The organism is Winogradskyella sp. 4-2091 (assembly GCF_045765065.1).
Taxonomy (GTDB): Bacteria; Bacteroidota; Bacteroidia; order Flavobacteriales; family Flavobacteriaceae; genus Winogradskyella.
Genome location: NZ_JBJKOD010000008.1, coordinates 107,867 through 134,442 on the forward strand (window position 1 = coordinate 107,867; position 26,576 = coordinate 134,442).

Annotated in this window: 40 protein-coding genes; 30 read left to right on the plus strand and 10 right to left on the minus strand. The window is 33.1% G+C overall.

Going from position 1 to position 26,576, the window contains the following annotated elements; all coding sequences use genetic code 11:
• Positions 1 to 5: 5 nt before the first annotated feature.
• The 28 genes from rpsS (at position 6) to ACJBCC_RS12055 (ending at position 16,849) form a co-directional block, all read left to right on the plus strand.
• Entirely contained in the window at positions 6 to 284 is a 279-nt protein-coding gene (gene rpsS, locus ACJBCC_RS11920) for a 30S ribosomal protein S19 (RefSeq protein WP_157364594.1), read from the plus strand.
• Positions 285 to 289: 5 nt separating this feature from the next.
• Positions 290 to 697, plus strand: coding sequence for a 50S ribosomal protein L22 (rplV, locus tag ACJBCC_RS11925; protein ID WP_299102661.1), 408 nt, complete (start codon positions 290 to 292; stop codon positions 695 to 697).
• A gap of 9 nt (positions 698 to 706) precedes the next feature.
• Positions 707 to 1,423: a 30S ribosomal protein S3 gene (gene rpsC / locus ACJBCC_RS11930; RefSeq protein WP_157364592.1), complete on the plus strand. Its 717-nt coding sequence runs from the start codon at positions 707 to 709 to the stop codon at positions 1,421 to 1,423.
• 20 nt (positions 1,424 to 1,443) lie between these two features.
• Positions 1,444 to 1,863, plus strand: a complete 420-nt coding sequence (gene rplP / locus ACJBCC_RS11935) for a 50S ribosomal protein L16 (protein ID WP_008269176.1) — start codon at positions 1,444 to 1,446, stop codon at positions 1,861 to 1,863.
• A 12-nt stretch (positions 1,864 to 1,875) separates the two neighbouring features.
• On the plus strand, positions 1,876 to 2,067 hold the full coding sequence (rpmC, locus tag ACJBCC_RS11940) for a 50S ribosomal protein L29 (protein WP_173281853.1): 192 nt from the start codon (positions 1,876 to 1,878) through the stop codon (positions 2,065 to 2,067).
• A gap of 17 nt (positions 2,068 to 2,084) precedes the next feature.
• The gene (gene rpsQ, locus ACJBCC_RS11945) at positions 2,085 to 2,342 is read left to right on the plus strand and encodes a 30S ribosomal protein S17 (RefSeq protein WP_092469501.1); all 258 of its coding nucleotides are present in this window, start codon (positions 2,085 to 2,087) and stop codon (positions 2,340 to 2,342) included.
• 2 nt (positions 2,343 to 2,344) lie between these two features.
• On the plus strand, positions 2,345 to 2,713 hold the full coding sequence (gene rplN / locus ACJBCC_RS11950; RefSeq protein ID WP_185790319.1) for a 50S ribosomal protein L14: 369 nt from the start codon (positions 2,345 to 2,347) through the stop codon (positions 2,711 to 2,713).
• A gap of 12 nt (positions 2,714 to 2,725) precedes the next feature.
• Positions 2,726 to 3,037 carry a 50S ribosomal protein L24 gene (gene rplX / locus ACJBCC_RS11955; protein ID WP_299102660.1) on the plus strand — a complete coding sequence of 104 codons (312 nt, stop codon included), beginning with the start codon at positions 2,726 to 2,728 and terminating at the stop codon, positions 3,035 to 3,037.
• Between the two features lie 2 nt (positions 3,038 to 3,039).
• Positions 3,040 to 3,591, plus strand: coding sequence for a 50S ribosomal protein L5 (gene rplE / locus ACJBCC_RS11960; protein ID WP_299102659.1), 552 nt, complete (start codon positions 3,040 to 3,042; stop codon positions 3,589 to 3,591).
• 2 nt (positions 3,592 to 3,593) lie between these two features.
• Entirely contained in the window at positions 3,594 to 3,863 is a 270-nt protein-coding gene (rpsN, locus tag ACJBCC_RS11965; RefSeq protein ID WP_115818545.1) for a 30S ribosomal protein S14, read from the plus strand.
• A 62-nt stretch (positions 3,864 to 3,925) separates the two neighbouring features.
• A complete protein-coding gene (gene rpsH, locus ACJBCC_RS11970) occupies positions 3,926 to 4,324 on the plus strand; it encodes a 30S ribosomal protein S8 (RefSeq protein WP_299102658.1) in 399 nt (132 codons plus the stop codon).
• 12 nt (positions 4,325 to 4,336) lie between these two features.
• Entirely contained in the window at positions 4,337 to 4,879 is a 543-nt protein-coding gene (gene rplF, locus ACJBCC_RS11975; protein ID WP_299102657.1) for a 50S ribosomal protein L6, read from the plus strand.
• 10 nt (positions 4,880 to 4,889) lie between these two features.
• Positions 4,890 to 5,246 (plus strand): 50S ribosomal protein L18, encoded by a 357-nt coding sequence (gene rplR / locus ACJBCC_RS11980; RefSeq protein WP_299102656.1) that lies wholly within the window; start codon positions 4,890 to 4,892, stop codon positions 5,244 to 5,246.
• A gap of 6 nt (positions 5,247 to 5,252) precedes the next feature.
• Positions 5,253 to 5,777 (plus strand): 30S ribosomal protein S5, encoded by a 525-nt coding sequence (rpsE, locus tag ACJBCC_RS11985; protein ID WP_173281861.1) that lies wholly within the window; start codon positions 5,253 to 5,255, stop codon positions 5,775 to 5,777.
• Between the two features lie 13 nt (positions 5,778 to 5,790).
• The gene (gene rpmD, locus ACJBCC_RS11990; RefSeq protein WP_008269164.1) at positions 5,791 to 5,970 is read left to right on the plus strand and encodes a 50S ribosomal protein L30; all 180 of its coding nucleotides are present in this window, start codon (positions 5,791 to 5,793) and stop codon (positions 5,968 to 5,970) included.
• A 15-nt stretch (positions 5,971 to 5,985) separates the two neighbouring features.
• Entirely contained in the window at positions 5,986 to 6,438 is a 453-nt protein-coding gene (rplO, locus tag ACJBCC_RS11995) for a 50S ribosomal protein L15 (protein WP_299102655.1), read from the plus strand.
• A 9-nt stretch (positions 6,439 to 6,447) separates the two neighbouring features.
• Entirely contained in the window at positions 6,448 to 7,812 is a 1,365-nt protein-coding gene (secY, locus tag ACJBCC_RS12000; protein WP_407557301.1) for a preprotein translocase subunit SecY, read from the plus strand.
• A gap of 11 nt (positions 7,813 to 7,823) precedes the next feature.
• Positions 7,824 to 8,039: a translation initiation factor IF-1 gene (gene infA / locus ACJBCC_RS12005; protein ID WP_007094967.1), complete on the plus strand. Its 216-nt coding sequence runs from the start codon at positions 7,824 to 7,826 to the stop codon at positions 8,037 to 8,039.
• 4 nt (positions 8,040 to 8,043) lie between these two features.
• Positions 8,044 to 8,160 (plus strand): type B 50S ribosomal protein L36, encoded by a 117-nt coding sequence (gene ykgO, locus ACJBCC_RS12010; protein WP_008269159.1) that lies wholly within the window; start codon positions 8,044 to 8,046, stop codon positions 8,158 to 8,160.
• 2 nt (positions 8,161 to 8,162) lie between these two features.
• Positions 8,163 to 8,537, plus strand: a complete 375-nt coding sequence (gene rpsM / locus ACJBCC_RS12015) for a 30S ribosomal protein S13 (RefSeq protein WP_173281864.1) — start codon at positions 8,163 to 8,165, stop codon at positions 8,535 to 8,537.
• A gap of 102 nt (positions 8,538 to 8,639) precedes the next feature.
• Positions 8,640 to 9,023 (plus strand): 30S ribosomal protein S11, encoded by a 384-nt coding sequence (gene rpsK / locus ACJBCC_RS12020; RefSeq protein WP_173281865.1) that lies wholly within the window; start codon positions 8,640 to 8,642, stop codon positions 9,021 to 9,023.
• A 217-nt stretch (positions 9,024 to 9,240) separates the two neighbouring features.
• Positions 9,241 to 9,846 (plus strand): 30S ribosomal protein S4, encoded by a 606-nt coding sequence (gene rpsD, locus ACJBCC_RS12025; protein ID WP_299102653.1) that lies wholly within the window; start codon positions 9,241 to 9,243, stop codon positions 9,844 to 9,846.
• A 94-nt stretch (positions 9,847 to 9,940) separates the two neighbouring features.
• Entirely contained in the window at positions 9,941 to 10,933 is a 993-nt protein-coding gene (locus tag ACJBCC_RS12030) for a DNA-directed RNA polymerase subunit alpha (protein WP_407557302.1), read from the plus strand.
• Positions 10,934 to 11,003: 70 nt separating this feature from the next.
• Positions 11,004 to 11,477, plus strand: coding sequence for a 50S ribosomal protein L17 (gene rplQ, locus ACJBCC_RS12035; protein WP_299102651.1), 474 nt, complete (start codon positions 11,004 to 11,006; stop codon positions 11,475 to 11,477).
• Between the two features lie 264 nt (positions 11,478 to 11,741).
• Complete coding sequence (gene carA / locus ACJBCC_RS12040) at positions 11,742 to 12,845, plus strand: glutamine-hydrolyzing carbamoyl-phosphate synthase small subunit (protein WP_299102650.1); 1,104 nt, start codon at positions 11,742 to 11,744, stop codon at positions 12,843 to 12,845.
• Positions 12,846 to 12,998: 153 nt separating this feature from the next.
• Positions 12,999 to 14,291, plus strand: a complete 1,293-nt coding sequence (gene eno, locus ACJBCC_RS12045) for a phosphopyruvate hydratase (protein WP_299102649.1) — start codon at positions 12,999 to 13,001, stop codon at positions 14,289 to 14,291.
• A 297-nt stretch (positions 14,292 to 14,588) separates the two neighbouring features.
• Positions 14,589 to 15,875: a citrate synthase gene (locus ACJBCC_RS12050; protein WP_299102648.1), complete on the plus strand. Its 1,287-nt coding sequence runs from the start codon at positions 14,589 to 14,591 to the stop codon at positions 15,873 to 15,875.
• A gap of 62 nt (positions 15,876 to 15,937) precedes the next feature.
• On the plus strand, positions 15,938 to 16,849 hold the full coding sequence (locus ACJBCC_RS12055; RefSeq protein ID WP_299102647.1) for a dimethylarginine dimethylaminohydrolase family protein: 912 nt from the start codon (positions 15,938 to 15,940) through the stop codon (positions 16,847 to 16,849).
• Between the two features lie 2 nt (positions 16,850 to 16,851).
• On the opposite strand, the gene ACJBCC_RS12060 is transcribed toward ACJBCC_RS12055, so the two are convergent.
• The 6 genes from ACJBCC_RS12060 to rsfS all read right to left on the minus strand — a co-directional run bounded on the left by ACJBCC_RS12060 (position 16,852) and on the right by rsfS (position 21,637).
• Complete coding sequence (locus ACJBCC_RS12060) at positions 16,852 to 17,118, minus strand: acyl-CoA-binding protein (protein ID WP_173281873.1); 267 nt, start codon at positions 17,116 to 17,118, stop codon at positions 16,852 to 16,854.
• 12 nt (positions 17,119 to 17,130) lie between these two features.
• Positions 17,131 to 17,784, minus strand: a complete 654-nt coding sequence (locus ACJBCC_RS12065) for a phosphatidylserine decarboxylase family protein (protein WP_299102645.1) — start codon at positions 17,782 to 17,784, stop codon at positions 17,131 to 17,133.
• On the minus strand, positions 17,774 to 18,595 hold the full coding sequence (locus tag ACJBCC_RS12070; protein WP_299102643.1) for a phosphatidate cytidylyltransferase: 822 nt from the start codon (positions 18,593 to 18,595) through the stop codon (positions 17,774 to 17,776). Before ACJBCC_RS12070 ends, ACJBCC_RS12065 begins: the two co-directional genes overlap by 11 nt.
• On the minus strand, positions 18,595 to 19,203 hold the full coding sequence (locus ACJBCC_RS12075) for an LUD domain-containing protein (RefSeq protein WP_299102641.1): 609 nt from the start codon (positions 19,201 to 19,203) through the stop codon (positions 18,595 to 18,597). Before ACJBCC_RS12075 ends, ACJBCC_RS12070 begins: the two co-directional genes overlap by 1 nt.
• A 107-nt stretch (positions 19,204 to 19,310) precedes the next feature.
• Positions 19,311 to 21,248: an ATP-dependent zinc metalloprotease FtsH gene (ftsH, locus tag ACJBCC_RS12080; protein ID WP_407557303.1), complete on the minus strand. Its 1,938-nt coding sequence runs from the start codon at positions 21,246 to 21,248 to the stop codon at positions 19,311 to 19,313.
• A 17-nt stretch (positions 21,249 to 21,265) separates the two neighbouring features.
• Positions 21,266 to 21,637 (minus strand): ribosome silencing factor, encoded by a 372-nt coding sequence (gene rsfS / locus ACJBCC_RS12085; RefSeq protein ID WP_407557304.1) that lies wholly within the window; start codon positions 21,635 to 21,637, stop codon positions 21,266 to 21,268.
• A 94-nt stretch (positions 21,638 to 21,731) separates the two neighbouring features.
• Between rsfS and ACJBCC_RS12090 the strand changes: the two genes are divergently transcribed.
• Positions 21,732 to 22,463, plus strand: coding sequence for a biotin--[acetyl-CoA-carboxylase] ligase (locus tag ACJBCC_RS12090; protein WP_407557305.1), 732 nt, complete (start codon positions 21,732 to 21,734; stop codon positions 22,461 to 22,463).
• Here ACJBCC_RS12090 and ACJBCC_RS12095 read toward each other — a convergent pair.
• Positions 22,460 to 22,855, minus strand: coding sequence for an SRPBCC family protein (locus ACJBCC_RS12095; protein ID WP_299102634.1), 396 nt, complete (start codon positions 22,853 to 22,855; stop codon positions 22,460 to 22,462). The two genes, ACJBCC_RS12090 and ACJBCC_RS12095, sit on opposite strands and share 4 nt — an antisense overlap.
• Positions 22,856 to 22,960: 105 nt before the next feature.
• The gene (pyrE, locus tag ACJBCC_RS12100) at positions 22,961 to 23,605 is read right to left on the minus strand and encodes an orotate phosphoribosyltransferase (protein WP_407557306.1); all 645 of its coding nucleotides are present in this window, start codon (positions 23,603 to 23,605) and stop codon (positions 22,961 to 22,963) included.
• Between the two features lie 119 nt (positions 23,606 to 23,724).
• Between pyrE and ACJBCC_RS12105 the strand changes: the two genes are divergently transcribed.
• Positions 23,725 to 24,306, plus strand: coding sequence for an NUDIX hydrolase (locus ACJBCC_RS12105; RefSeq protein WP_407557322.1), 582 nt, complete (start codon positions 23,725 to 23,727; stop codon positions 24,304 to 24,306).
• On the opposite strand, the gene ACJBCC_RS12110 is transcribed toward ACJBCC_RS12105, so the two are convergent.
• The gene (locus ACJBCC_RS12110; RefSeq protein ID WP_299102631.1) at positions 24,303 to 24,794 is read right to left on the minus strand and encodes a hypothetical protein; all 492 of its coding nucleotides are present in this window, start codon (positions 24,792 to 24,794) and stop codon (positions 24,303 to 24,305) included. The two genes, ACJBCC_RS12105 and ACJBCC_RS12110, sit on opposite strands and share 4 nt — an antisense overlap.
• A 24-nt stretch (positions 24,795 to 24,818) precedes the next feature.
• Entirely contained in the window at positions 24,819 to 26,576 is a 1,758-nt protein-coding gene (locus ACJBCC_RS12115) for a M14 family metallopeptidase (RefSeq protein ID WP_407557307.1), read from the minus strand.

Genomic DNA, 26,576 nt, shown 5'->3' on the forward strand with positions numbered 1-26,576 from the left:
ATAGTATGGCACGTTCATTAAAAAAAGGACCTTATATCCACTATAAATTGGAAAAGAAAGTTGCAGATAATGTAGCTTCAAACAAAAAGACAGTAATTAAGACTTGGTCAAGAGCATCAATGATTTCTCCAGATTTCGTTGGTCAGACTATAGCAGTTCATAATGGTCGTCAGTTTGTTCCAGTATATGTTACTGAAAATATGGTAGGTCACAAATTAGGAGAATTTTCACCAACAAGATCTTTTAGAGGTCATGCAGGTGCTAAGAATAAAGGTAAAAAATAAGAATCATGGGAAGTCGTAAAAAACAAATGGCGGAAGCTATTAAGGCTGAAAAAAAGCAGGTTGCTTTTGCTAAGCTAAATAACTGTCCTACGTCACCTAGAAAAATGCGTTTAGTTGCGGATTTAGTAAGAGGTGAAAAGGCAGAGAAAGCTCTTCAGATTCTTAGATTTAGCCAAAAAGAAGCGTCTCGTCGTTTAGAGAAACTTGTTATGTCTGCAATTGCTAACTGGCAAGCTAAAAACGAAGATGCTGATGTTGAAGAAGCTAAACTTTATATCAAAGAGATTAGAGTTGATGGTGGAGCAATGCTTAAGCGCTTAAGACCAGCACCACAAGGTAGAGCACATAGAATTAGAAAGAGATCTAACCACGTAACTGTGGTAGTAGATGCAATAAATAAAACACAAAGCTAAGATAGAGATATGGGACAAAAGACAAATCCAATCGGAAATCGCTTAGGAATTATCAGAGGATGGGAATCTAACTGGTACGGAGGAAACGATTATGGTGATAAACTTGCCGAAGACGATAAGATTAGAAAATACGTTCACGCGCGTTTATCTAAAGCTAGTGTAAGTAGAGTAATTATTGAGCGTACGCTTAAACTTGTAACCGTTACTATCACTACTGCTAGACCTGGTATTATTATCGGAAAAGGTGGACAAGAGGTAGATAAGTTAAAAGAAGAGCTTAAGAAAATTACTGGTAAAGAAGTTCAATTGAACATCTTTGAGATTAAAAGACCTGAACTAGATGCATACTTAGTAGCAGCAAGTGTAGCTCGTCAAATTGAAAGTAGAATTTCGTACAGACGTGCTATAAAGATGGCTATCGCAGCTGCCATGCGAATGAATGCAGAAGGAATTAAAATTCAGATTAGTGGTCGTTTGAATGGTGCTGAAATGGCACGTTCTGAACACTATAAAGAAGGACGTATTCCTTTATCTACATTTAGAGCTGATATTGATTATGCTCTTGTAGAAGCACATACTACTTATGGTAGATTGGGCATCAAAGTTTGGATAATGAAAGGCGAAGTATATGGTAAAAGAGAACTTTCTCCATTAGTTGGCTTATCTAAGCAAAAAGGTAAAGGTGGACGTGGTGGAAACAAGAACCAATCTCGTCGTAGAAAGTAATTTTTTAAAGAAAAGAAAAAATGTTACAGCCTAAAAGAACAAAATTTCGTAAGCAGCAAAAAGGACGTATGAAAGGAAATGCGGGAAGAGGTCATTTGTTATCAAATGGTACTTTCGGTATTAAGTCACTAGAGTCGACTTTTATTACTGCACGTCAAATAGAAGCAGCACGTATTGCAGCAACTCGTTACATGAAGAGAGAAGGATCGTTATGGATTAAAATATTTCCAGACAAGCCTATTACAAAGAAACCTCTTGAAGTACGTATGGGTAAAGGTAAAGGTGGTGTTGAGTATTGGGCAGCAGTTGTGAAACCAGGACGTATGTTATTTGAAATAAGTGGTGTGCCATTAGACGTAGCTCAAGAAGCATTACGTTTAGCAGCACAGAAACTTCCGGTAAAAACTAAGTTTATCATAGCTAGAGATTACGAAGCTTAATAAAAAGATATTATGAAGCAATCAGAAATTAAACAGCTTTCAACAGCTGAGTTACAAGAGAAACTTAGTGAGACTAAAAAGAGTTATACAGACCTAAAAATGGCTCATACTATTTCTCCTTTAGACAACCCAATTCAGTTACGTGTCGCTCGTCGTGCAGTAGCTAGAGTGGCAACCGAATTAACTAAAAGAGACGTACAATAATTGTATTCTGCTGAAAGATGGAAAAAAGAAACTTAAGAAAAGAACGTATAGGGATCGTAACAAGTAACAAAATGGAGAAATCTATTGTAGTTGCAGAGGTTAAGAAAGTAAAACACCCTATGTATGGAAAATTCGTGTTAAAGACTAAGAAATATGTCGCACACGATGAGACAAACGACTGCAACGAAGGCGATACTGTAAAGATCATGGAAACACGACCTTTAAGTAAGTCTAAGTGTTGGAGATTAGTAGAAATAATTGAAAGAGCGAAGTAATTATGGTACAACAAGAATCAAGATTAAAAGTAGCTGATAACACTGGTGCAAAGGAGGTTTTAACTATCCGTGTATTAGGAGGAACTAAAAGAAGGTACGCTTCTGTTGGAGATAAAATTGTAGTATCTGTCAAAGATGCAACACCAAATGGAAGTATCAAGAAAGGTGCTGTTTCTACAGCAGTTGTTGTGCGTACGGCTAAGGAAGTAAGACGTCCTGACGGATCTTATATTAGATTTGATGACAATGCATGTGTACTTTTAAATCCTCAAGGGGAAATGAGAGGAACTCGTGTTTTTGGTCCTGTAGCTAGAGAACTTCGTGATAAACAATTCATGAAAATTGTATCATTGGCACCAGAAGTGCTTTAATTGATAAATAAAATGACAAAGCTTAAAATAAAATCAGGAGATACTGTAAAAGTTGTTGCTGGAGACCACAAAGGTTCAGAAGGTAAAGTACTTAAAGTATTAATAGAGAAAAACAAAGCCATCGTAGAAGGCGTGAACATGGTAAAGAAACATACTAAACCAAGTGCACAAAATCCTCAAGGTGGAATTGTAGAGAAGGAAGCATCTATACATATTTCTAACTTATCATTGTTAACTTCAAAAGGAGAAACAACTAGAGTTGGATTTAAAATGGATGGTGATAATAAAGTGAGATTTTCTAAAAAATCTAATGAAGTAATTTAATTATGGCTTACGTTGCAAGATTAAAACAAGAGTATAAGGACAAAGTTGTTGCTGCTCTTACCGAAGAATTTGGATATAAAAATGTAATGCAAGTACCTAAACTTACTAAGATAGTAATATCTAAAGGTGTTGGTGCTGCTGTTGCGGATAAGAAATTAATCGATCACGCAGTAGAAGAACTTACAAAAATATCTGGACAGAAAGCTATACATACAATGTCTAAGAAAGATGTTGCTTCATTTAAGTTACGTAAAGGTATGCCAATTGGTGCTAAGGTAACTTTAAGAGGTGAGCAAATGTATGAGTTCTTAGATCGTTTAGTAACTTCAGCTTTACCACGAGTTAGAGATTTTAACGGTATTAAAGCAACTGGCTTTGATGGACGTGGAAATTATAACTTAGGTGTTGTAGAACAAATTATTTTTCCAGAAATTGACATTGATAAAATTAACAAAATTTCAGGAATGGATATAACATTCGTAACCACTGCAGAGACAGACAAGGAAGCGAAGTCTTTATTAACAGAACTAGGATTACCTTTTAAAAAGAATTAATTATGGCTAAAGAATCAATGAAAGCCCGTGAGGTTAAGCGTTCTAAAACGGTAGCTAAATATGCAGAAAAACGTAAAGCTTTAAAAGAAGCTGGAGATTATGAAGCATTACAGAAATTACCAAAAAATGCTTCTCCAATACGTCAGCACAACCGTTGTAAACTTACAGGAAGACCAAAAGGTTATATGAGACAATTCGGAATTTCTCGTGTAATGTTTAGAGAGATGGCTAACCAAGGATTAATTCCTGGTGTTAAAAAGGCAAGTTGGTAAAATTATAAATTGGTTTCAGGTTTGACAATAATGTCGAAAACCGCTACCGCAAATTAATACATATGTATACAGATCCAATAGCGGATTATTTAACGCGAGTTAGAAATGCAGTGAAAGCAAACCACAGAGTGGTTGAGATACCTGCATCTAATTTAAAGAAAGAAATAACTAAGATTTTATTCGATCAAGGATTTATCTTAAGTTATAAGTTTGACGACTCAACAGTACAAGGTACTATCAAAATTGCTTTGAAGTACAGTAAAGAGACAAAAGAGTCTGTCATCAAAAAAATTCAAAGAATCAGTAAACCAGGTTTACGTAAATATGCTTCTTCTAACGAAATGCCAAGAATCCTTAACGGATTAGGTATTGCAATTGTTTCTACTTCTCATGGAGTTATGACAGGTAAACAAGCGCAAAGAGAAAATGTTGGTGGTGAAGTTTTATGTTACGTATACTAAAAACAGGATATTATGTCAAGAATAGGTAAAAACCCAATAACAGTTCCTGAAGGTGTAACACTTGAAATTAAAGATAACGTAATTACTGCAAAAGGTAAATTAGGTGAATTATCTCAAGAGTATTCAGATATTACTATAAAACAAGAAGACGGTACTATTACATTAGAGCGTGCTTCTGATAAGAAAGATTTAAGAGCAAAACATGGTCTTTATAGAGCATTAATTGCTAACATGATAGAAGGTGTTTCTAAAGGTTGGACCAAAGAACTAGAGTTAGTTGGTGTAGGTTATAGAGCTTCAAATCAAGGACAAAAATTAGATTTAGCTGTAGGATTTTCTCATAATATTGTTTTAGATATTGCTCCAGAAGTAAAAGTTGAAACAATTTCAGAAAAAGGTAAAAATCCAATAGTAAAATTAACGTCTTTTGACAAACAATTAGTTGGTCAAGTTGCTGCTAAAATTCGTGGCTTCAGAAAACCAGAACCTTACAAAGGAAAAGGTATCAAGTTTGTTGGTGAAGAAATTAGAAGAAAAGCAGGTAAATCAGCGTAATAATTAAGTTATGGCATTGACAAAGAACGAAAGAAGATTAAGAATTAAAAACAGAATCCGTAAGGTAGTATCTGGTACTGAAACAAAACCAAGATTAGCTGTTTTTAGAAGTAATAAAGAGATTTATGCTCAAGTCGTAGATGATGTATCTGGTAACACTTTAGCTGCTGCATCTTCAAGAGATAAAGATATAGCTAAGTCTAAAGGAAACAAATCAGAAATTGCTACTTTAGTAGGAAAGTCTGTTGCAGAAAAAGCTATGAAGGCTGGTGTTGAAACTATTTCTTTTGATAGAGGTGGTTATTTATATCATGGAAGAGTAAAATCATTAGCAGAAGGTGCTAGAGAAGCAGGACTTAAATTTTAAGACATTATGTATCAAAAATATAAAAACGCAGAGCTTGTAAAACCAGGCGGATTAGAATTAAAAGACCGCTTAGTAGGTGTACAACGTGTAACTAAAGTAACAAAAGGTGGTAGAGCATTTGGTTTTTCTGCAATTGTTGTTGTAGGTGACGAAACAAATGTTGTAGGACATGGATTAGGTAAATCTAAGGATGTGGCAACAGCAATTGCAAAGGCAGTTGAAGATGCTAAGAAAAACTTAGTAAGAATTCCTATCATCAAAGGTACATTACCACATGAGCAAAAAGGTAAATTTGGTGGTGCAAGAGTTAACATCATTCCTGCTGCTCCTGGTACAGGTGTAATTGCAGGTGGTGCGGTAAGAGTTGTTCTTGAAGCAGTTGGTGTACATGATGTATTATCTAAGTCTCAAGGATCTTCAAATCCTCATAATGTTGTAAAAGCTACTTTTGATGCTTTATTACAATTAAGAGATGCAAAGTCTGTAGCTAAAGAACGCGGAATTTCACTTGAAAAAGTATTTAACGGATAATCGATAGGATAAGATGGCAAAGATTAAAGTAAAGAAAGTAAAAAGTGCAATCAATCGTACTAAAAGACAAAAGTTGACGTTGTTAGCTTTAGGTTTAAAAAAGATTGGACAAGTAGTAGAGCACGATGCCACACCAAACATCCTTGGTATGGTGAAGAAAGTTGAACACTTAGTTTCTGTAGAGGAAGCTTAATAATATAACTTAACAATGGATTTAAGTAATTTAAAACCTGCAGAAGGTTCAGTAAAAAATCAAGGGAAGCGTATTGGACGTGGACAAGGTTCTGGTAAAGGTGGTACTGCAACACGTGGTCACAAAGGAGCAAAGTCTCGTTCAGGTTATTCTAAGAAATTAGGATTTGAAGGTGGTCAAATGCCATTACAAAGACGTGTGCCTAAATTTGGTTTTACAAATATTAACAGAGTAGAATATCAAGGTGTAAATTTAGATACATTACAAAAGTTAGTAGACGAAAAGAAAGTTAAAGATAGTGTTGATTTTGAATCTTTAGTATCTATGGGATTAGCTGGTAAAAATGAGCTAGTAAAAATCTTAGGTAGAGGAGAATTGAAGACAAAATTAAAGGTAACTGCTCATAAATTTACTGCTACGGCAAAAGCTGCTATTGAAGCTGCTGGTGGTGAAGCTGTAACTTTATAAGATTATAGGATGAAAATAATAGAAACATTAAAAAACGTTTGGAAAATCACAGAACTTAAGGATAGGATTATCTTAACCTTAGGTTTGTTGTTGGTATATCGTTTTGGTGCTCAGGTTGTATTACCTGGTATCAATATAGATGCGCTAGGTGGTTTACAAGATGGAACAACAGGTGGTCTTTTAGGCTTACTAAATGCGTTTACAGGTGGAGCATTTGCTAATGCATCTGTATTTGCTTTAGGTATTATGCCTTATATTTCTGCATCTATTGTAGTTCAGTTAATGGGTATTGCGATTCCTTATCTACAAAAACTTCAGAAAGAAGGGGCAAGTGGCCAGAAGAAAATTACACAAATTACACGTTGGTTAACAATAGTAATCTGTTTAGTTCAGGCTCCAGGTTATTTAGCTAGTATTCCTGGCTTATCTGGTTCTTCTTCAATGGGAGCTATGCTTGTACCAGGATTTAGTGAAAGTATATTTTATGTTTCTTCAGTTATTATTTTGGTTACAGGTTGTGTATTCGCAATGTGGTTAGGTGAAAAAATTACTGATAAAGGAATAGGAAATGGTATTTCATTATTAATTATGGTAGGTATTATAGCAACATTACCAGCGTCATTTATTCAAAATGCAGCTTCTAGATTAGAAGGTGGAAATGGAGGATTTATGATGATATTAATAGAAATGGTAATTTGGTTCTTAATCATATTAGCTTCAGTATTCTTAGTTATGGCGGTTAGAAAAATTGCAGTTCAATATGCAAGAAGAACAGCATCTGGTGGATACGAAAAGAATGCATTTGGATCGCGTCAGTTTTTACCATTGAAGTTAAATGCTTCTGGTGTAATGCCGATTATATTTGCTCAAGCAATTATGTTTGTGCCAGGATTAATAGGTAGCTCATCTTGGTTAAAAGATACTTCAGCTGGTTTATGGATGCAAACTAATTTTGCTGATATGTTCGGGTTTTGGTATAACCTAATGTTTGCTATTTTAATAATCATTTTTACATACTTTTATACCGCTATTACGGTACCAACAAATAAAATGGCTGATGATTTAAAACGAAGCGGAGGTTTTATACCAGGTATTCGTCCAGGATCAGAAACATCTGAGTATTTAGATAAAATTATGTCTCAGATTACGTTACCAGGTTCTATATTTTTAGCCTTGGTAGCTATTTTCCCTGCATTTGTAATGAATTTATTGAAAGTTCAGGCAGGTTGGGCATTGTTTTTCGGTGGTACATCATTATTAATTATGGTTGGTGTAGCAATAGATACCATGCAACAGATTAATTCTTATTTATTAAATAAGCATTATGATGGTTTAATGAAAACGGGTAAGAATAGAAAAGCGGTTGCGCAATAAGATATAATATTATGGCAAAACAAGCGGCAATAGAACAAGACGGAACAATTATAGAAGCATTATCTAATGCTATGTTTCGTGTAGAATTAGAAAATGGTCATATAGTGACTGCACATATCTCTGGTAAAATGCGTATGCATTATATTAAGTTATTACCAGGTGATAAAGTGAAATTAGAAATGAGTCCTTACGATTTAACGAAGGCTCGTATAACTTATAGATACTAATACGATGAAAGTTAGAGCATCAGTAAAGAAAAGAAGCGCAGACTGTAAATTAGTGCGCAGAAAAGGTAGACTTTACGTCATTAACAAAAAGAATCCTAGATTCAAACAAAGACAAGGGTAATTATGGCAAGAATTGCAGGTGTAGACATACCAAAACAGAAAAGAGGAGTGATCTCTTTAACTTATATCTACGGAGTAGGTAGAAGTAGAGCAAAGGAAATTTTAGCTGCTGCTAAAGTTGACGAAAGCACAAAAGTACAAGATTGGTCTGACGACGAAATAGGAGCAATCCGTGACGCAGTTGGAACTTTTAAAATCGAAGGTGAATTACGTTCTGAAACTCAAATGAACATTAAGCGATTAATGGATATTGGATGTTACAGAGGTATTCGTCATAGAGTTGGTCTTCCTTTAAGAGGACAACGTACTAAGAATAACTCTCGTACAAGAAAAGGTAGAAGAAAAACGGTTGCTAACAAAAAGAAAGTAACTAAATAATAAATGGTCTTTAGTCTATTAGACGTTGGAAAGAATCTGTTTGAAATTTAACGGTTTAGGATTCTAGCGACTATAAACTAATACTAAAAACTAAAAGTAAACATGGCAAAGGCAAGTACTAAAAAACGTAAAGTTATAGTTGATGCAATTGGTGAAGCACACATAACAGCTTCATTTAATAACATCATTATTTCTTTAACAAATAAAAAAGGTGACGTTATTTCTTGGTCATCAGCAGGTAAAATGGGGTTTAGAGGTTCTAAAAAGAACACGCCTTACGCTGCACAATTAGCTGCAGAAGATGCTGCAGGTGTAGCTAAAGAAGCTGGATTAAAGAAAGTAAAGGCATATGTTAAAGGTCCTGGAAATGGTAGAGAATCTGCTATTAGATCTATACACAATGCAGGAATTGAAGTATCAGAAATTATTGATGTTACTCCAATGCCACATAACGGTTGTCGTCCTCCAAAAAGACGTAGAGTTTAATCTGAATTAATTTCAGTTTCTAACCTTTTTGGGTTAGAATTATTCTCAAAAATTATATGTAAACTAATATCATTCATGAAAATGTATTGATATTAGTTTATTTTGCATAAATTTGCAAACTGAAAAAATTAATACAAGTATCAATCGAGAGGTTAACGGTTATAGAAGGATAAGATTAAGACCTTAATTCTAAAATCACTCTCAAAACAAATTTAAAATGGCAAGATATACTGGTCCTAAAACTAAAATCGCCCGTAAATTCGGACAAGCGATCTTCGGAGATGACAAAGCCTTCGAAAAAAGAAATTACCCTCCAGGGCAACACGGAAATAACCGTCGTCGTGGAAAGAAATCTGAATATGCAATCCAATTAATGGAGAAGCAAAAAGCTAAATATACTTACGGTATATTAGAAAAGCAATTCAGAAACATGTTCAAAAGAGCAACGGCATCTAAAGGTATTACTGGTGAAGTTTTACTTCAATTATGTGAGTCTCGTTTAGATAATGTTGTTTACAGAATGGGTATCTCTCCAACAAGAAGTGGTGCAAGACAATTAGTTTCGCACAGACATATCACAGTAAACGGTGAAAAGGTAAACATTCCTTCTTACCAACTAAAAGCTGGAGATGTAGTAGGTGTTAGAGAGAAATCAAAATCTTTAGAAGCTATTCAAAATTCATTAGCTAATTCTAGCAATGTTTTTGAGTGGATTACTTGGAATACAGGATCAATGGAAGGAACATATGTTACTGTACCAGCTAGAATCCAAATCCCAGAACAAATCAACGAACAATTTATCGTTGAACTTTACTCTAAATAATAATTAATCATATTGGTATTTGGCCAAAGGATTTATTTGACTTCTTCAAACTTATAAATCGCGCAACCAAGTCACAATTAAAACGAAGAAAACTATGGCAATATTAAATTTTCAAAAACCAGACAAAGTAATCATGATTGATTCTACTGACTTCGAAGGTAAATTCGAATTCAGACCATTAGAACCAGGATACGGATTAACAGTAGGTAATGCTCTTAGAAGAGTATTATTATCTTCTTTAGAAGGTTTTGCAATCACTTCACTAAGAATAGAAGGTGTAGATCATGAATTTTCTACAATTTCTGGTGTAGTTGAAGATGTAACTGAAATGATTTTGAACTTAAAGCAAGTTAACTTTAAGCGTCAAATCGATGAAATAGATAACGAAACAGTTACTATTTCTATCTCAGGACAAAATCAAATTACAGCTGGTGATTTCCAGAAGTTTATTTCAGGTTTCCAAGTATTAAATACAGATTTAGTAATCTGTAACTTAGATCCTAAAGTAAACATTAATATGGAATTGACTATTGAAAAAGGAAGAGGTTACGTACCCGCAGAAGAAAATAAGAAAGCTTCAGCACCAATCGGAACTATCTTTACAGATTCAATCTTCACACCAATTAAGAATGTAAAGTATGCAATTGAAAATTACCGTGTAGAGCAAAAAACGGATTACGAAAAATTAGTTTTCGAAATTCAAACTGACGGTTCAATTAACCCAAAAGATGCTTTAACAGAAGCAGCTAAGATATTAATTCACCACTTCATGTTATTCTCTGATGAGCGTATCACTTTAGAGGCTGATGAAATCGCACAGACCGAAACTTATGATGAAGAGTCACTTCACATGAGACAACTATTGAAAACTAAATTAGTTGATATGGATCTTTCTGTACGTGCACTTAACTGTTTAAAAGCAGCAGAAGTTGATACTTTAGGAGACTTAGTGTCATTCAATAAAAATGATTTAATGAAATTCAGAAACTTCGGTAAGAAGTCTTTAACAGAGCTAGAAGAACTAGTAAATGTAAAAGGATTAAATTTCGGAATGGATTTAACCAAATATAAATTAGACAAAGACTAATATTAATTAATACTAATCATATTTTGCTCCTCGCTAAAGAGTATAGTAGCAAGATGATAAAACAAAGGTCATGAGACACGGAAAAAAATTCAACCACTTAGGTAGACAAACAGCACACAGAAAAGCAATGTTAGCTAATATGGCTTGTTCATTAATTGAGCACAAGCGTATTAATACAACGGTAGCTAAAGCAAAAGCTTTAAAGCAGTTTGTAGAGCCAATGATAACAAAATCTAAGACAGATACTACACACAACAGACGTATTGTAATGTCAAAACTTAGACAAAAAGAGGCAGTTTCTGAATTATTCAGAGATGTAGCAGCAAAAATTGGTGATCGTCCAGGTGGATATACACGTATCATTAAATTAGGAAACAGATTAGGTGATAACGCTGATATGGCAATGATAGAATTAGTTGATTACAACGAAATCTATAATGCTGGTAAAGCACCTAAGAAAACGACTCGTAGAAGTAGAAGAGGTGGTAGCAAAGCTACTACAACTCCACCAGTGGAGACTAACGCTTCAAACGAAGAAGAATAAATGTTAATAAGCATTAATAAATATAAAGGATAGACTGTTTCAGTTTATCCTTTTTTTTTGGATTTTTGCAAAGCATTGTCACGATTTGGGCGTTACCCAACAAGTTTAAAAGAAAACTTATTCGGTCGCGCTTTCACTACTCGCTCTCTGCGAGGAGCTCAAACAAACCGTTCAATCGCTAACGCAAAAGAAGGTTGCCAGTCAGCCAATAGGAATAAAATATAATTTTGAGTTAATAGCAATAAACGATTCAACACAACAACAATGAAATATAAACAAAGAAAAAAAGCCCTTATTCTTTTAGCAGACGGAACAATTTTTCATGGTAAATCTATTGGTAAAGAAGGTTCTGCTTTTGGTGAAGTGTGTTTTAACACTGGTACAACTGGTTATCAAGAAATTTTCACAGACCCTTCATATTACGGTCAGCTTATGGTAACCACTAATGCTCATATAGGAAACTATGGTACAAAAGCAGATGAAGTAGAATCTGAAGATATTAAAATAGCAGGTTTAATTTGTAAAAATTTCAGTTTCAATTATTCTAGACCAGCAGCTGATGCATCTTTGCAAGATTTTTTTGAAAAACATAATACCTTAGCAATTGCAGATGTTGACACGAGAGCGTTGGTGAGTTACATTAGAGATAATGGTGCAATGAATGCCGTTATTACAACTGAAGTTGATAACATAGAAGGTTTAAAAAAACAGCTAGCGGATTTACCTTCTATGAAAGGTTTAGAGTTAGCATCTAAGGTATCAACTAAAGAACCTTACTTTGTAGGAGATGAAAATGCTAAATATAAAATTGCTGCTTTAGATATAGGAATTAAGAAAAACATTCTTAGAAATTTAACGAGTAGAGACGCTTATGTAAAGGTATTTCCGTACAACGCAACGTTTGAAGAGTTAGAAGCTTTTAATCCGGATGGTTATTTTTTATCTAATGGACCTGGAGATCCAGAACCATTAGTGGCTGCTCAAGAAGTGGCTAAAGAAATAATAGCAAAAAACAAACCTTTATTTGGCATTTGTTTAGGGCACCAAGTCATAGCCTTGGCTAACGGAATATCTACTTACAAGATGCATAACGGTCATAGAGGTATTAATCACCCTGTGAAGAACTTAATGACGGGTAAAGGAGAGATAACATCTCAAAATCATGGTTTTGCTATTAATAGAGACGAAACAGAAGCTAATGATAACGTAGAAATAACTCATGTTCATTTAAATGATAATACTGTTGCTGGTATTAAAGTTAAAGACAAAAACTGTTTTTCGGTACAATATCATCCAGAGGCGAGTCCTGGACCTAACGATTCATTGTATCTCTTTGATCAATTTATTGAGAATATTAAGAACAACTAGTATTAAAAACGCAAAAAAAACCATTTTTTTTTGCGTTTTTTTAGTTTCGAAAACATTATAGTAAACATTAAATGGAAATATGATTTTTGTTATGTTTTAAGCTATATTATTTCGTAAATTTGATAAGAAATCAACATTAAAAATAATAGAAAAATGAGCATTATAATCAATGTACACGCAAGACAAATATTAGACTCTAGAGGTAATCCAACTGTAGAAGTTGATGTAACTACAGAAAATGGAGTAATGGGAAGGGCAGCAGTTCCTTCTGGAGCATCTACAGGAGAGCATGAAGCGGTTGAGTTAAGAGATGGTGGAGACACTTACATGGGAAAAGGCGTTTTAAAGGCTGTAGAAAATGTTAACGCTACAATTGCTCAAGAGTTATTAGGTGTTTCCGTATTTGAACAAAATGCAATTGATCAAATGATGATAGATTTAGACGGTACACCTAACAAATCTAAATTGGGAGCTAATGCAATTTTAGGTGTTTCTTTAGCAGTTGCTAAGGCAGCAGCTAACGAATTAGGAATGCCATTGTACAGATATGTTGGAGGTGTTTCTGCAAATACGTTGCCATTACCAATGATGAATATTATTAATGGTGGTTCTCATAGTGATGCACCTATTGCGTTTCAAGAATTTATGGTGATGCCTGTAAAAGCTAAGAACTTTACACATGCAATGCAAATGGGAACTGAGATTTTCCATAATCTTAAAAAAGTATTACACGATAGAGATTTAAGTACTGCGGTAGGTGATGAGGGTGGTTTTGCACCAAACTTACCAGGTGGTACAGAAGATGCTCTAGATACTATTAAAAATGCTGTTGAAAAAGCAGGTTATAAATTTGGAGAAGATATAATGATCGCTTTAGATTGTGCTGCAGCAGAATTTTATAAAGATGGTAAATATGATTACACACTTTTTGAAGGTGATAAAGGTGAAGTTCGAACAAGTAAAGAGCAAGCTAAGTATTTAGCAGACTTAGCAGCTAAATATCCTATTATTTCTATAGAAGATGGTATGGATGAGAATGATTGGGATGGTTGGAAAGATCTTACCGAACAAATTGGAGATAAAGTTCAATTAGTAGGTGATGATTTATATGTAACTAATGTAGAGCGTTTATCTCGTGGTATTGAAAATGGAATTGCAAATTCAATATTAATTAAAGTTAACCAAATCGGTACTTTAACAGAAACTATAGCTGCAGTAAATATGGCACATAATTCAGGTTATACTTCTGTAATGTCTCATCGATCAGGTGAAACGGAAGATAATACAATTGCAGATTTAGCTGTTGCATTAAACTGTGGACAAATTAAAACAGGTTCAGCGTCTCGTAGTGATCGTATGGCTAAATACAACCAGTTATTACGTATTGAAGAAGAATTAGGAGATGTTGCTTATTTCCCTGGAGCTAATGCTTTTAAATTGAAGTAAGCATTTTTAATACTCAATTTTAAATTTAAAAATCCTGCAAATCTTATTTTGCAGTTTTTTTTGGTTAAGAGGGTAACGATATAAGTATCAATCTAAATTCAGTTAAAGGCATATGCAGAGGACTCAAATAAAAAATGAACACTAAAATTCAATATTTATTCTCAATTTCAATCAAAAAATTAAACTATTCGCAAAACATTTTTGAAATGTTAAAACGGTTCTAATTCTACTTTCGAAATCGTTTGAGTTTTCGTAAATTTACGACTCTAATAATATATAAAAATCCGAAAAGAAGATATGTCAGATAAAGCTACATTAGAAATTAATGGTGAGAAATACGATTTCCCTTTAATAGTTGGAACCGAGAACGAGGTTGCTATTGATGTTAAAAGTTTAAGAAGTGCAACAGGTGGAGCTATTACTTTAGATCCTGGTTATAAAAATACTGGTAGTTGCGAGAGTGCTATCACATTTTTAGACGGAGAAAAAGGAATATTAAGATATAGAGGTTACTCAATTGAAGAGTTAGCAGAAAAAGCGGATTTTCTTGAGGTAGTATATTTATTAATATTTGGAGAGCTGCCAAATCAAGATGAACTTGACAAATTTCATAGTGATATAAAATCTCACTCTGTTGTAGATGACGACCTTAAAAAGATTTTAGATGCTTTTCCAAAGTCTGCTCATCCAATGGGTGTTTTATCTTCTTTAACTAGTGCTTTAACGGCATTTTACCCAACGTCTGTAGACGTAGCTTCTGAGCAAGCGATGTATAATTCAATCGTTACTATTCTAGGGAAATTTCCGGTTATTGTAGCTTGGACTATGCGTAAAAAGCAAGGTTTACCTTTAGAGTATGGAGATGACAATTTAGGCTATGTTGAGAATATTTTAAAGATGATGTTCAAAAGTCCAAACAGTGAATACGAGCAGAATCCAATTCTTGTTAATGCTTTAGATAAACTTTTAATCTTACATGCAGATCATGAGCAAAATTGTTCAACATCTACAGTAAGAATTACCGGTTCTTCTCATGCAGGATTATTTGTGTCATTAGCATCTGGTATATCTGCACTTTGGGGACCATTGCATGGTGGAGCAAATCAGGCTGTTTTAGAAATGCTTGAAGCCATTAAGGAAGATGGAGGAGATACTAAAAAATACATGGCTAAAGCTAAGGACAAAAGTGATCCTTTCCGTTTAATGGGCTTTGGTCACAGAGTATATAAAAACTTTGACCCAAGAGCAAAGATAATTAAGGTAGCTGCTGATGAAGTATTATCAGATTTAGGTGTTGAAGATCCAATATTAGATATCGCAAAAGGTTTAGAGAAAGAAGCTTTAGAAGATCCTTATTTTGTAGATAGAAAATTATATCCAAATGTAGATTTCTATTCTGGTATTATTTATAGAGCAATGGGAATACCTGTAGAAATGTTTACTGTAATGTTTGCCTTAGGTCGTTTACCAGGTTGGATAGCGCAGTGGAAAGAAATGCGTATGCGTAAGGAGCCTATAGGACGTCCTAGACAACTTTATATAGGAGAAACGTTTAGACCGTTTAAGGAGATTGAAAAGAGATAATTAATAAAAAATATATCATAAAAGCTTCATATTTATTATGAAGCTTTTTTATTTTTAGACCTATGATATTGAACATCCAAAACGAAACATCACGCCTCAGAGCTGTTATTCTTGGTACAGCAGAAAGTGTAGGTCCAATTCCATCAATAGAGGACGCTTACGACCCTAAATCTATTCAGCATATAAAAGCTGGTACTTATCCTTTAGAAAGTGATATGGTAAAGGAAATGGAGGCTGTAGCTAAAGTGTTTAAAAAGTATAATGTTGACGTTTACAGACCAAAAGTTATAAAAGATTATAACCAGATATTTTCTAGAGATATTGCTTTTGTTATTGAAGATAAATTAATCAAAGCTAACATTTTACCAGATCGTGAGCGAGAGTACGAGGCAATTCAGCATGTATTAGATCATATTGATGATGACAATATCATAGTATTACCAGAAGAGTGTCATGTTGAAGGAGGTGATGTAATGCCTTGGAATGATTATATTTTCATAGGAACATATTCTGGAGATGATTATCCGGAATATATTACTGCCAGGACAAATATGGATGCTGTAATAGCGATACAAGAATTGTTTCCGCATAAAACCGTAAAATCGTTTGAACTAAGGAAATCTAATACAGATCCTAAAGAAAATGCGCTACATTTAGACTGTTGCTTTCAACCCATAGGAGCAGATAAAGCTATACTTCATAAAAATGGTTTCTTAGTTGAAAAGGAATATGAATGGCTTTTAGATTTCTTTGGAAAAAACAATGTCTTCGAAATAACAAAAGAAGAAATGTATAATATGAATAGTAATGTGTTTTCTATTTCTGAAGATGTTATAATTTCTGAAAAGAACTTTACAAGATTAAATGGGTGGTTAAGAGCACAAGGGTTTACAGTGGAGGAAGTTCCTTATGCTGAAATAGCAAAGCAAGAAGGTTTACTTCGCTGTTCTACAATGCCGTTAATTAGAATGTAATCTTATTTTCTGTAAAGAAAATAATTATTTACAAGATTAATATATTCTTGTTTAGCTTCATCCTCTGTAATATCTTTAACTTGGAACAAAGCATTGGTCTTAAATGCATTTATAATAGGTTTACGGCTACTAGGACGTGTGTAATTGTTAGTCGCTTTTTTATAGTAGGCATATAGACGTAATAGAAAATCAGCAGGAAAAGGTTCTGTATGATCATTTACACGATCCACAGCAGTGTTAAATTCTATGTCTAATTCTTTAGAAACCATATTCTTTAGAAATTATTTCATTTCTGCAATCACACTTTCCCCTCCACGAACTTTCTGATTAAGTTCCACCTTGATATCTGCATCTAAAGGTAAGAATAAATCTACTCGAGAGCCAAACTTAATAAAACCTGAATCTGTACCTTGGTCTACAATTGTATCTACCTTCGCGTAGTTAACAATTCGTTTCGCTAAAGCACCGGCGATTTGCCTGTGTAATACTTTACCAAAACTTTCATTTTCTACAACCACTGTAGTACGCTCATTTTCTTCACTCGCTTTTGGATGCCAAGCCACTAAAAATTTACCTGGATGATATTTACTGAAAGTAACTTTACCTGCAATAGGATAACGTGTAACATGCACATTTATTGGAGACATAAATACTGATACCTGAATACGTTTGTCTTTAAAAACCTCATTTTCTTCAACCTCTTCAATAACAACAACTTTACCATCAACTGGAGATAAAGCTTGTTTACTATTTATATGAGTATTTCGTTTAGGGTTTCTAAAAAATTGTAGTATAAGAACAAAAAACACTAGAATAGCTAGCATTAAACCTTTTCTTAACCACTCGTTAGTAATGAATTCATCAATTAAAAAAAATGAACCGACTACCATAACCAATGTTATGAATATAATTTTATGACCTTCTTTATGAAACATGACTTGAAATTCTTAGAAATAAATAAATAAATGGTGCAGCAAATATAATACTATCTAACCGATCTAATAATCCTCCATGACCAGGCATTATAACTCCACTATCTTTAACGCCTGCTTGACGTTTAAATTTTGATTCTATAAGATCACCAATAGTGCCTAAGACACTCACTATAATCGCCAAAATAAGCCAGATATTAAAGTTGAGTGTTTCTGTGAACTTGGCAATGAAATAACTTGAAATACAGGCAAAGAACAAACCACCCAAAAAGCCTTCTACCGTTTTTTTAGGAGAGATACTAGGAAACAGTTTTTGCTTTCCAAAGTTTTTACCAACGATATAGGCTGCGCTATCATTAACCCAAATAAGAATAAATGAACCTAATAATAAAAGTGGAGTAAACTCATTATTAAAATTAGCGATAAGAAGCATAAATAAAAAACCGCTAGTTAAATAAAAGGTAGTCACGATATATCTTTTGGACTCAAACAGTGGGATTTTTTTAGATGCAAATAAGTCTTTTATTAATATCAGATTAACAAAAATGGTAATCACTAATATGATTTGAATAACTTCTTTACTTTCTGTTTTATTAGAGTTGTGAATACAGAAATACCAATAGCTGAAATACAAAATAAAGAAGATAACATACTGAATAACTGACTTGAGCTTTATCAGTTTACTAAACTCTGCTAAACTTAAAAAACCAAAAACACCAATCAGAATAACTGAAGTTTCTTTTACAAATAGAGATCCTATGAGTAGTAAAACATATATAGCACCAGAAAGTGCTCTAATTAATAGCTCTTTCATTATAAATCTTCTAATAGAAGTAAATACAAGTTCTTAGAACTACTTCCATACGTTAGAAAATCTTTATCATCAGCAGTTTTAAAGTGCTTTATAGTGGTAATGTTTGTTGGTATTGTTGCTTTGCTTTTAGCTTTAATTCCTTTTAATCCTTCTCCTATGGTTTCAACAAACTGACTTGTTGTAGCATAGATGATAAAGTGATCTGGTAATTCAACAAGTTTCTTTTCAGCAATTTGATTTGAAGATATTAATAACGAACCATCGTCTGAAATGAGATATTCACAAGTGGATAAAAAATAAGCGCTTTCAGAAAGCTTTTTTGTGCTGTTTAAATTAAAATCTTTAAACAGTTCTGTTAATCGCTGATCTATTAAGAAGACCATATCGTTATGCCAATTGTTTTCGTCTAATATAGAATTAAAACAATCCTTAACTTCTTCTAGATTTTCGCAATACAGAAATTTACCACCATTTGCCTTGAAGTTTATGGTAAAACGTTCATCTGCAGGTAGCTTCACTTCAGGCATATATTTGCCTCGCTCTTGATTAGGTATGTCTTCTTCAGTCTGTTCCGACTTTTTTCCGAAGAGTTTACGAAATAAGCTCATTCAATAGTTGCGATTATTACTAGTAATTCTGTTAATTTCAAATATAAAAAAACTTAAATTAACATTAGGTTAATTTAAGTTTTTTATGTGACTGTGTTAAAAGTAGACTATTCCTCTTCTTCTGTAATAACGGCATTTTCAAATGCACGCTTACCGAATATTTTTTCAAGATTGTCTTTAAATATTACTTCTTTATCTAACAGCACTTCTGCTAGTTCAGTTAGTTTGTCTTTATTGTTTTCTAATAAGTTAATAGCTCTTTGATATTGCTCTTCTATAATATTAGAAATTTCTTTATCAATAAGCTCAGCTGTTTTTTCACTATATGGCTTAGAAAATCCATATTCAGATTGTCCTGAAGAATCGTAATAGGTAAGGTTACCTACTTTATCACTTAAGCCATAAACAGTGACCATAGCTCTAGCTTGTTTTGTTACCTTTTCTAAATCGCTTAATGCTCCTGTAGATATTTTATCAAAAATCACCTTTTCTGCAGCACGTCCTCCCAAAGCAGCACACATTTCGTCTAGCATTTGTTCCGGTCTAACTATTAAGCGTTCTTCAGGTAAATACCAAGCTGCACCTAGTGATCGTCCTCTTGGTACAATAGTTACTTTTACTAAAGGCGCTGCATGCTCTAACATCCAGCTTACAGTTGCATGACCAGCTTCATGGAAAGCAACGGCTCTTTTCTCAGATGGTGTAATGATTTTGTTTTTCTTTTCTAATCCACCAATTATTCTATCTACAGCATCTAAAAAATCTTGCTTATTTACTGCTTTTTTACCCTTTCTAGCTGCAATTAATGCTGCTTCGTTACAAACGTTAGCAATATCTGCACCAGAGAAACCAGGAGTTTGTTTAGATAAGAAATCTATATCTAATGTTTCTTCCTTTTTAAGTGGACGTAAATGAACTTCAAAAATTTCTTTACGCTCTCTTACATCTGGAAGGTCTACATATATCTGTCTATCAAAACGACCTGCTCTCATTAATGCACTATCTAAAACATCAGCTCTGTTGGTTGCGGCTAATACAATTACATTTGTATTAGTCCCAAAACCATCCATTTCAGTTAAGAGTTGGTTTAAAGTGTTTTCGCGTTCATCATTAGAACCAGACATATTGTTTTTTCCTCTCGCTCGACCAATAGCATCGATCTCATCAATAAAAATAATTGAAGGCGATTTCTCTTTCGCTTGCTTAAATAAATCTCTTACTCTAGATGCTCCGACACCCACAAACATTTCCACAAAATCAGAACCCGATAATGAGAAGAAAGGTACCTTAGCTTCACCAGCAACGGCTTTAGCTAATAAGGTTTTACCAGTTCCTGGAGGTCCTACTAATAAAGCACCTTTAGGAATTTTACCACCTAAAGCTGTATATTTTTCAGGGAATTTTAAGAAATCAACAATTTCCTGAACTTCTTCTTTTGCGCCTTCTAAACCAGCAACATCTTTAAATGATGTTTTAGTATCAGTTTTTTCGTCAAAAAGTTTTGCTTTAGATTTACCAATGTTGAATATTTGGCCACCAGCTCCACCACCTCCTCCAGAGGACATACGTCGCATTATAAAAATCCAAACACCAATAATTAAAACAAATGGTAAAAGAGATATTAAAATGTCTCCCCAAGCATTGTTTTCTATATCAGCATCACGTGTTGTTGATAATCCTTTTTCAGTTATAATAGTATCAATTCTGTTCTCGAAATTTTGAAGATCACCAAACTTTAAGGTATAATTTGCTTCATTTCCTGTTGGAGGAAAGCTTTTTGATTTCGATTTTTTATGAACTTCTTTTTCTAAAGCCGCTTTTGTAAGGTAAACTTTAGCCGTTTTTGTATTACTTACAACAATAACTTCTTTTACATCACCATCTTCTAGATAGTTTATAAATTCCGAAGTTTTTATTTCTTTAGTATTTTGAAAAGCACTTCCTCCAAATAATTGAATTCCTAAGAATATAGCGATTACTATTCCGTAAATCCAATAAGGACTTATTTTAGGTTTTTTGCTTGTATTTTTATTGTCTTTAGCCATTAGTAGCGTGTATCGTTTTAGTAACTTGTTTCTATTTGCGTAGTTTTAGCGTCTCCCCAAAGACTTTCAATGTCGTAGTATTCTCTAATCTGTTTTTGAAAAACATGTACTACTACATTAACATAATCCATTAAAATCCACTCAGAGTTTTCTGTACCCTCTATGTGCCACGGCTTGTCTTTTAGTGTTTTACTAACTTGTTTTTGAATGGAATTAACGATGGCATTTACTTGTGTATTAGAAGTTCCTTCGCAGATTATAAAGTAATCACAAACTGTATTTTCAATTTCTGTTAAATCTAATAAAGTAATCTCTTTTCCTTTAACCTCTTCTATACCGCCAATAATCGTTGTGATGAGTTGATCTACAGGGATTTTATCTTTCGTCATTAAATTGTGTTAATTTTGTGCAAAGTTATTATTTTTTTAGTTCTTGCGAGCGCTATTTGTCATAAGAAAACCATAAAATAAAATTGCATTTTCAATGTACATAATCAAACTTAATGCCATTGACTCCACAAATTCCTATTTAAAGGGCTTGGCATCAGTTGCTATACCTAAGGATTTTACAGTTGTGGTTACTGAATCACAGACAAATGGTAGAGGTCAAATGGGCTCAGTTTGGCAGACGCAAAGTGGTAAGAATCTTACTGCTAGTGTGTTTAAGCGTCTTACAAGTTATAGAGTACAAGATCAATTTTATATTAGCATGGCTGTTTCAATTTCAATTTATAAGGCATTATTAACTTATAAAATTCCGAAATTAAGTGTAAAATGGCCTAACGACATTTTGTCAGCAGATACTAAACTTTGTGGCGTTTTAATTGAAAATGTCATAAAAAACAACAATTTACAAGGTTCAATTATAGGATTTGGGCTTAACGTCAACCAAAAAGTTTTTACTAATCTACCAAAGGCATCATCCATGTGCCAAATAACAGGTGTTGTCTATAGTAAAGATGAAATATTATCTGAAGTAATAAAACAACTCAAATATTATTTTGAGATTTTAGAGTCAAAGAATTTTGATAAAATCAAATTAGAATACGAAGATTTACTTTTCAGAAGAAACAAACCATCGACCTTCCAAACACCAAATAATGAAAAATTTTCTGGAATTTTAAAAGGGATTACCAATGATGGTCACTTAAAAGTATGGACTGAAGATGATATTATAAAAACCTTTGACTTAAAAGAAATAAAACTGCTGTATTAAATAGCCGTTTTCATATTAGTAACTAAAGTTTCAATAAATTTTCCAATTGGGCCTTTTATCATCATTGCCATCATTGCATTAAATTCGCCTTCAAAATTTAACTTAACATCTGTTTTGTTAGCTTCTACTTCTATAATATCTGCTATTAATGCAAAATCTAATTTTCCGCCTGCTGCACCTAAAACAATTTTATTGTTAGGTACCGCTTCTTTCTTTTTTAATACTATTTCTGGCATTCCCTTTAAAGCAAAAAGAAATTTGTCGTTTTCTAAAACTTCAAATTTGCTGATGTTTTCTGGCATTAAGCTTTCAAAATTTTTAACGTCAGATAGGAAAGTAAATGTTTCTTCTGCTGATTTATCTAGGGTAACTTTTGGTGATTCTAATTTCATTTTAAAAATGTTTATTCGTTTTTATTAGTTGTACAGTTGAAGTATTTCAAATTATAAAACCATATTCTAAAACACGGTTCAACTAAACGATTTAATAATAATATATCATTTAGCGTTCCATTTACTTGGGTCAGCATTCCATTGTGCTAAAATGTCTTGTTGTTCTTTAGTAATGTAAAAGGTGTCTAAGGCTTGTTCTAATAGATTCTCATAATTACCGAGGGTATGTAATTCAACATTGGCTTCTTCAAAATTCTTTGTAGCAATATCAAACCCATAAGAGAATATAGCAACCATACCTTTTACATTTACTTCAGCTTCATTTAATGCTTTTACGGCATTAAGGCTACTCATACCTGTACTAATTAAATCTTCTACCACAACTACAGTTTGCCCTTTTTCTATATAGCCTTCTATTTGGTTTTGACGACCATGTTTTTTTGCTTCTGGTCTTACATAAACAAAGGGTAAATTAAGATACTCTGCGACTAAGGCTCCAATACCTATTGCGCCTGTTGCTACACCAGCAATAACGTCTGGTTTTCCGTAGAGTTCTTCAATATTTTTGGCAATTGACTCTCTAATAAAATTTCTTATTTGAGGAAATGATAATACAATTCTATTGTCGCAATAGATTGGTGATTTCCAGCCAGAGGCCCAAGTAAAAGGATCATTGGGTTGTAATTTTATAGCGTTAATTTGCAATAAAACTTCAGCTGTTTTTTTAGCGGTATCTTTGTTAAAAATCATGATACAAAAATAATGAATTATAAAGGTTATAAAATTTTTAAATGAAAATAAATTTCATTTCAAATGGTTTCTCAGAAAAAATAATAAATTTACATTACCATAGTAAAACAAACCTAGCAATGTACACTATTTATGTAGGTGATAAGCCTATTATTTTAACTTCTGAAATACAAAAAGAAACGGATTTTAAATCTTATCTTTTAAAATCTGTAAATATTGGAAAGGTTATAAAAACCTTGAACAAGACAGATTTCCAAGCTGTACATTTAATTCATAAAAACCCAGACAAGCTACTCAAAAAATTTCTTAAACTTTTGCCTAATGTGGTTGCAGGAGGCGGCAAAGTTTATAATACAAATAATGAAATTCTTTTTATCTACAGAAATGATAAGTGGGATTTGCCAAAAGGAAAAATAGAACATAAAGAAACTATTGAGGAAACTGCGATTAGAGAGGTTGAAGAAGAAACAGGTGTAAAAGGCTTAGAAATTACAAAACCTTTACCAACAACATATCATATTTTTAAGCGTAACGGAAAGCATAAAATAAAAGTGACCTACTGGTTTGAAATGAAAACCGAATTTGAGGGGAAACTTTATCCACAAATAAAGGAAGGGATTACCAAAGTGGAATGGTTAGATGAAAAGGCTTCTAAAAAGGCTTTAGAAAATAGTTACGCTAACATAAAGATTCTGGTTTAAGATCGCTTTTCGTTTTTTAATAGTTGATCAATACTGAGATTGTAAGCTTTAAGCGTGTTATTGTAATAACGTTTTTCAGCTTTGAGTGCTTTCAATGTTCTTTTGTATTTACTCAGTTTCCAAAATGCCAAAGATATAGCTGTAGTTCCTAGAAAATAGAAGGAGTAACTAATACTAAAATATTTATAGCCTAAGTAACTAAATTCTACAACAGAACTGTCCCTTAATTCAAAATAGGCGCCTAAAATTATTAATAAACCCAGTGTACTTAATAGAATAAAGTTTAAATAAACATATGTTTTACTGTCTAAAATGTTTTCTATTTCATCTAAAAGATCAGTAAAATCTTGTTTGATAGAGTTATCAAATTCAAAATCTGTACATTTTGATTTAAAGATTGGTTTTGTGTTGGTTAGACTACAGGTTAAGCCAATTTTTAAATCTCTATTAGGAAATTTACACAAATCACAGTGTTTCGCTTGAATCATTTTAGTCTCATCTAAATCTTATTGTTATTTAATACGATAAACAGGATATTGTAAATGTGCTTTTTCATAATGCTTACTTTGCTTATGTAGCCAATCTAATTGCGCATACCAACTGTTTGCAAAATCTTCATCATAACTAATTTTTACGTTATATTCTATTTGGAGTTTAGGATTGTTTTTTAAAAGTTGTTCAGCTCTATCTTCCCACACATAAGGTGAGAATCCTTCTTTTTGTTGTAAAATGGTATCAAAAAAATTCCAGTTAAAAAATGAATCTGTTGCAGAAGGTTCTAATGTTTCTAATAAATAACGTAGTGCTTTTTGGTTGGTAGATATTAGATAATCTCCTTTTCTAAATTGTACGTTTTGGTCAGAAACATTTACAGTGGTATTGTAGTGAGGGTAATGACCCTCGTAAGGCGATTTCCTGGTTTCAAAAGCCCCAATTTTATAAGACTCTACCATTATTATAGTGTCTTTTTCAAATTGCGTGAATTTAACTTCATTCAATTTTAATAGGTCCAGAACATTATACCAACCTCTAGGAATGATATAAGCGCTTGGTATGGTGATGTCATTAATTGATTTAAAATAGTTTTGGTAATCGACATCTTTTGTAAACGGTTTTGATCTATTATATTTTAATCGTTTGGCTCCTGTTAATTCGCTTGAGATCAATTCGCCTTCATAACCTTTAAATTTAAGCGTTGAGGATTTTGAAGTATCAATTTCCCATGATAAAGGATAAGTTTTTCCTGCGGTCCATAATTTGTTCTGTGCTTTCCTCAATTGAGCGATTTTTTCGCCTTCTTCTTCCGTAATTTCTAACATGCTTTTCATTAATTCGTATGTACCTTCAACACGTTGTTTATAGGGTTTAAGCATGTGAGTTTCTACCATCATTCCTAAAGTGTTAAAAAGTGTTGTGTAGCCAGTTGAATATCTCGGAGAATCTAAAAACTGCGTAAATCCTGAATCTGGTGTTCGGTTAAAAACATTGACGTACGGTGTAATGTCCCAAGATTTAGCCTGAAGCTTTTGTTCTAATTTGGGCATCATTTCCGTATTTATAAACTCGCCTAACTGACCACCTAATTTATTATGCTGCGTAAATAAATGGGTTAACGTATATTGATAATCTGCGCCATTGCTTACGTGGTTATCAATAAAAACATCTGGCTGGATTTTATGAAAAATCTGAGGAAATGTTTTTGCGTTTTTAGTGTCAGCTTTTATGAAATCTCGGTTTAAATCGTAATTTCTAGCATTACCTCTAAAACCATATTCTATAGGACCATTTTGATTAGTTCTAGATGTTGAGTTTCTATTTAAACTTCCACCAATATTATAAATTGGTATAGTTACTAATATGGTATGTTGTGGGGCTTCAATTTTACCTTGAACAATATCTCTAAATAACAACATTGTGGCATCGATTCCGTCAGACTCTCCAGGATGAATACCATTATTAATTAATAGAATTCTATTACTTTTTCTTAGGGTTTCAAAATTACCCTCAGAAGTATTATAATTTAAAGTTACTACATGTAATGGTTCTCCAGAATCTGTTTCTCCTATGGTTTGGATAGTAACTTCAGAATACTGCTTGGCTAAATCCTCGTAAAATTTAATCGTCTCTGAATATGTAGCTGTTTCTAGTCCTTTGCTTTTCTCAAAAACGGTAGTGAAATCTATTTGAACATTTGCAGGTTTAGCACTTTCATTTTCGGTTGTATCTCCACAAGAACAAAAAATTAAAAATAGAATACAGAGTTTTTTCAT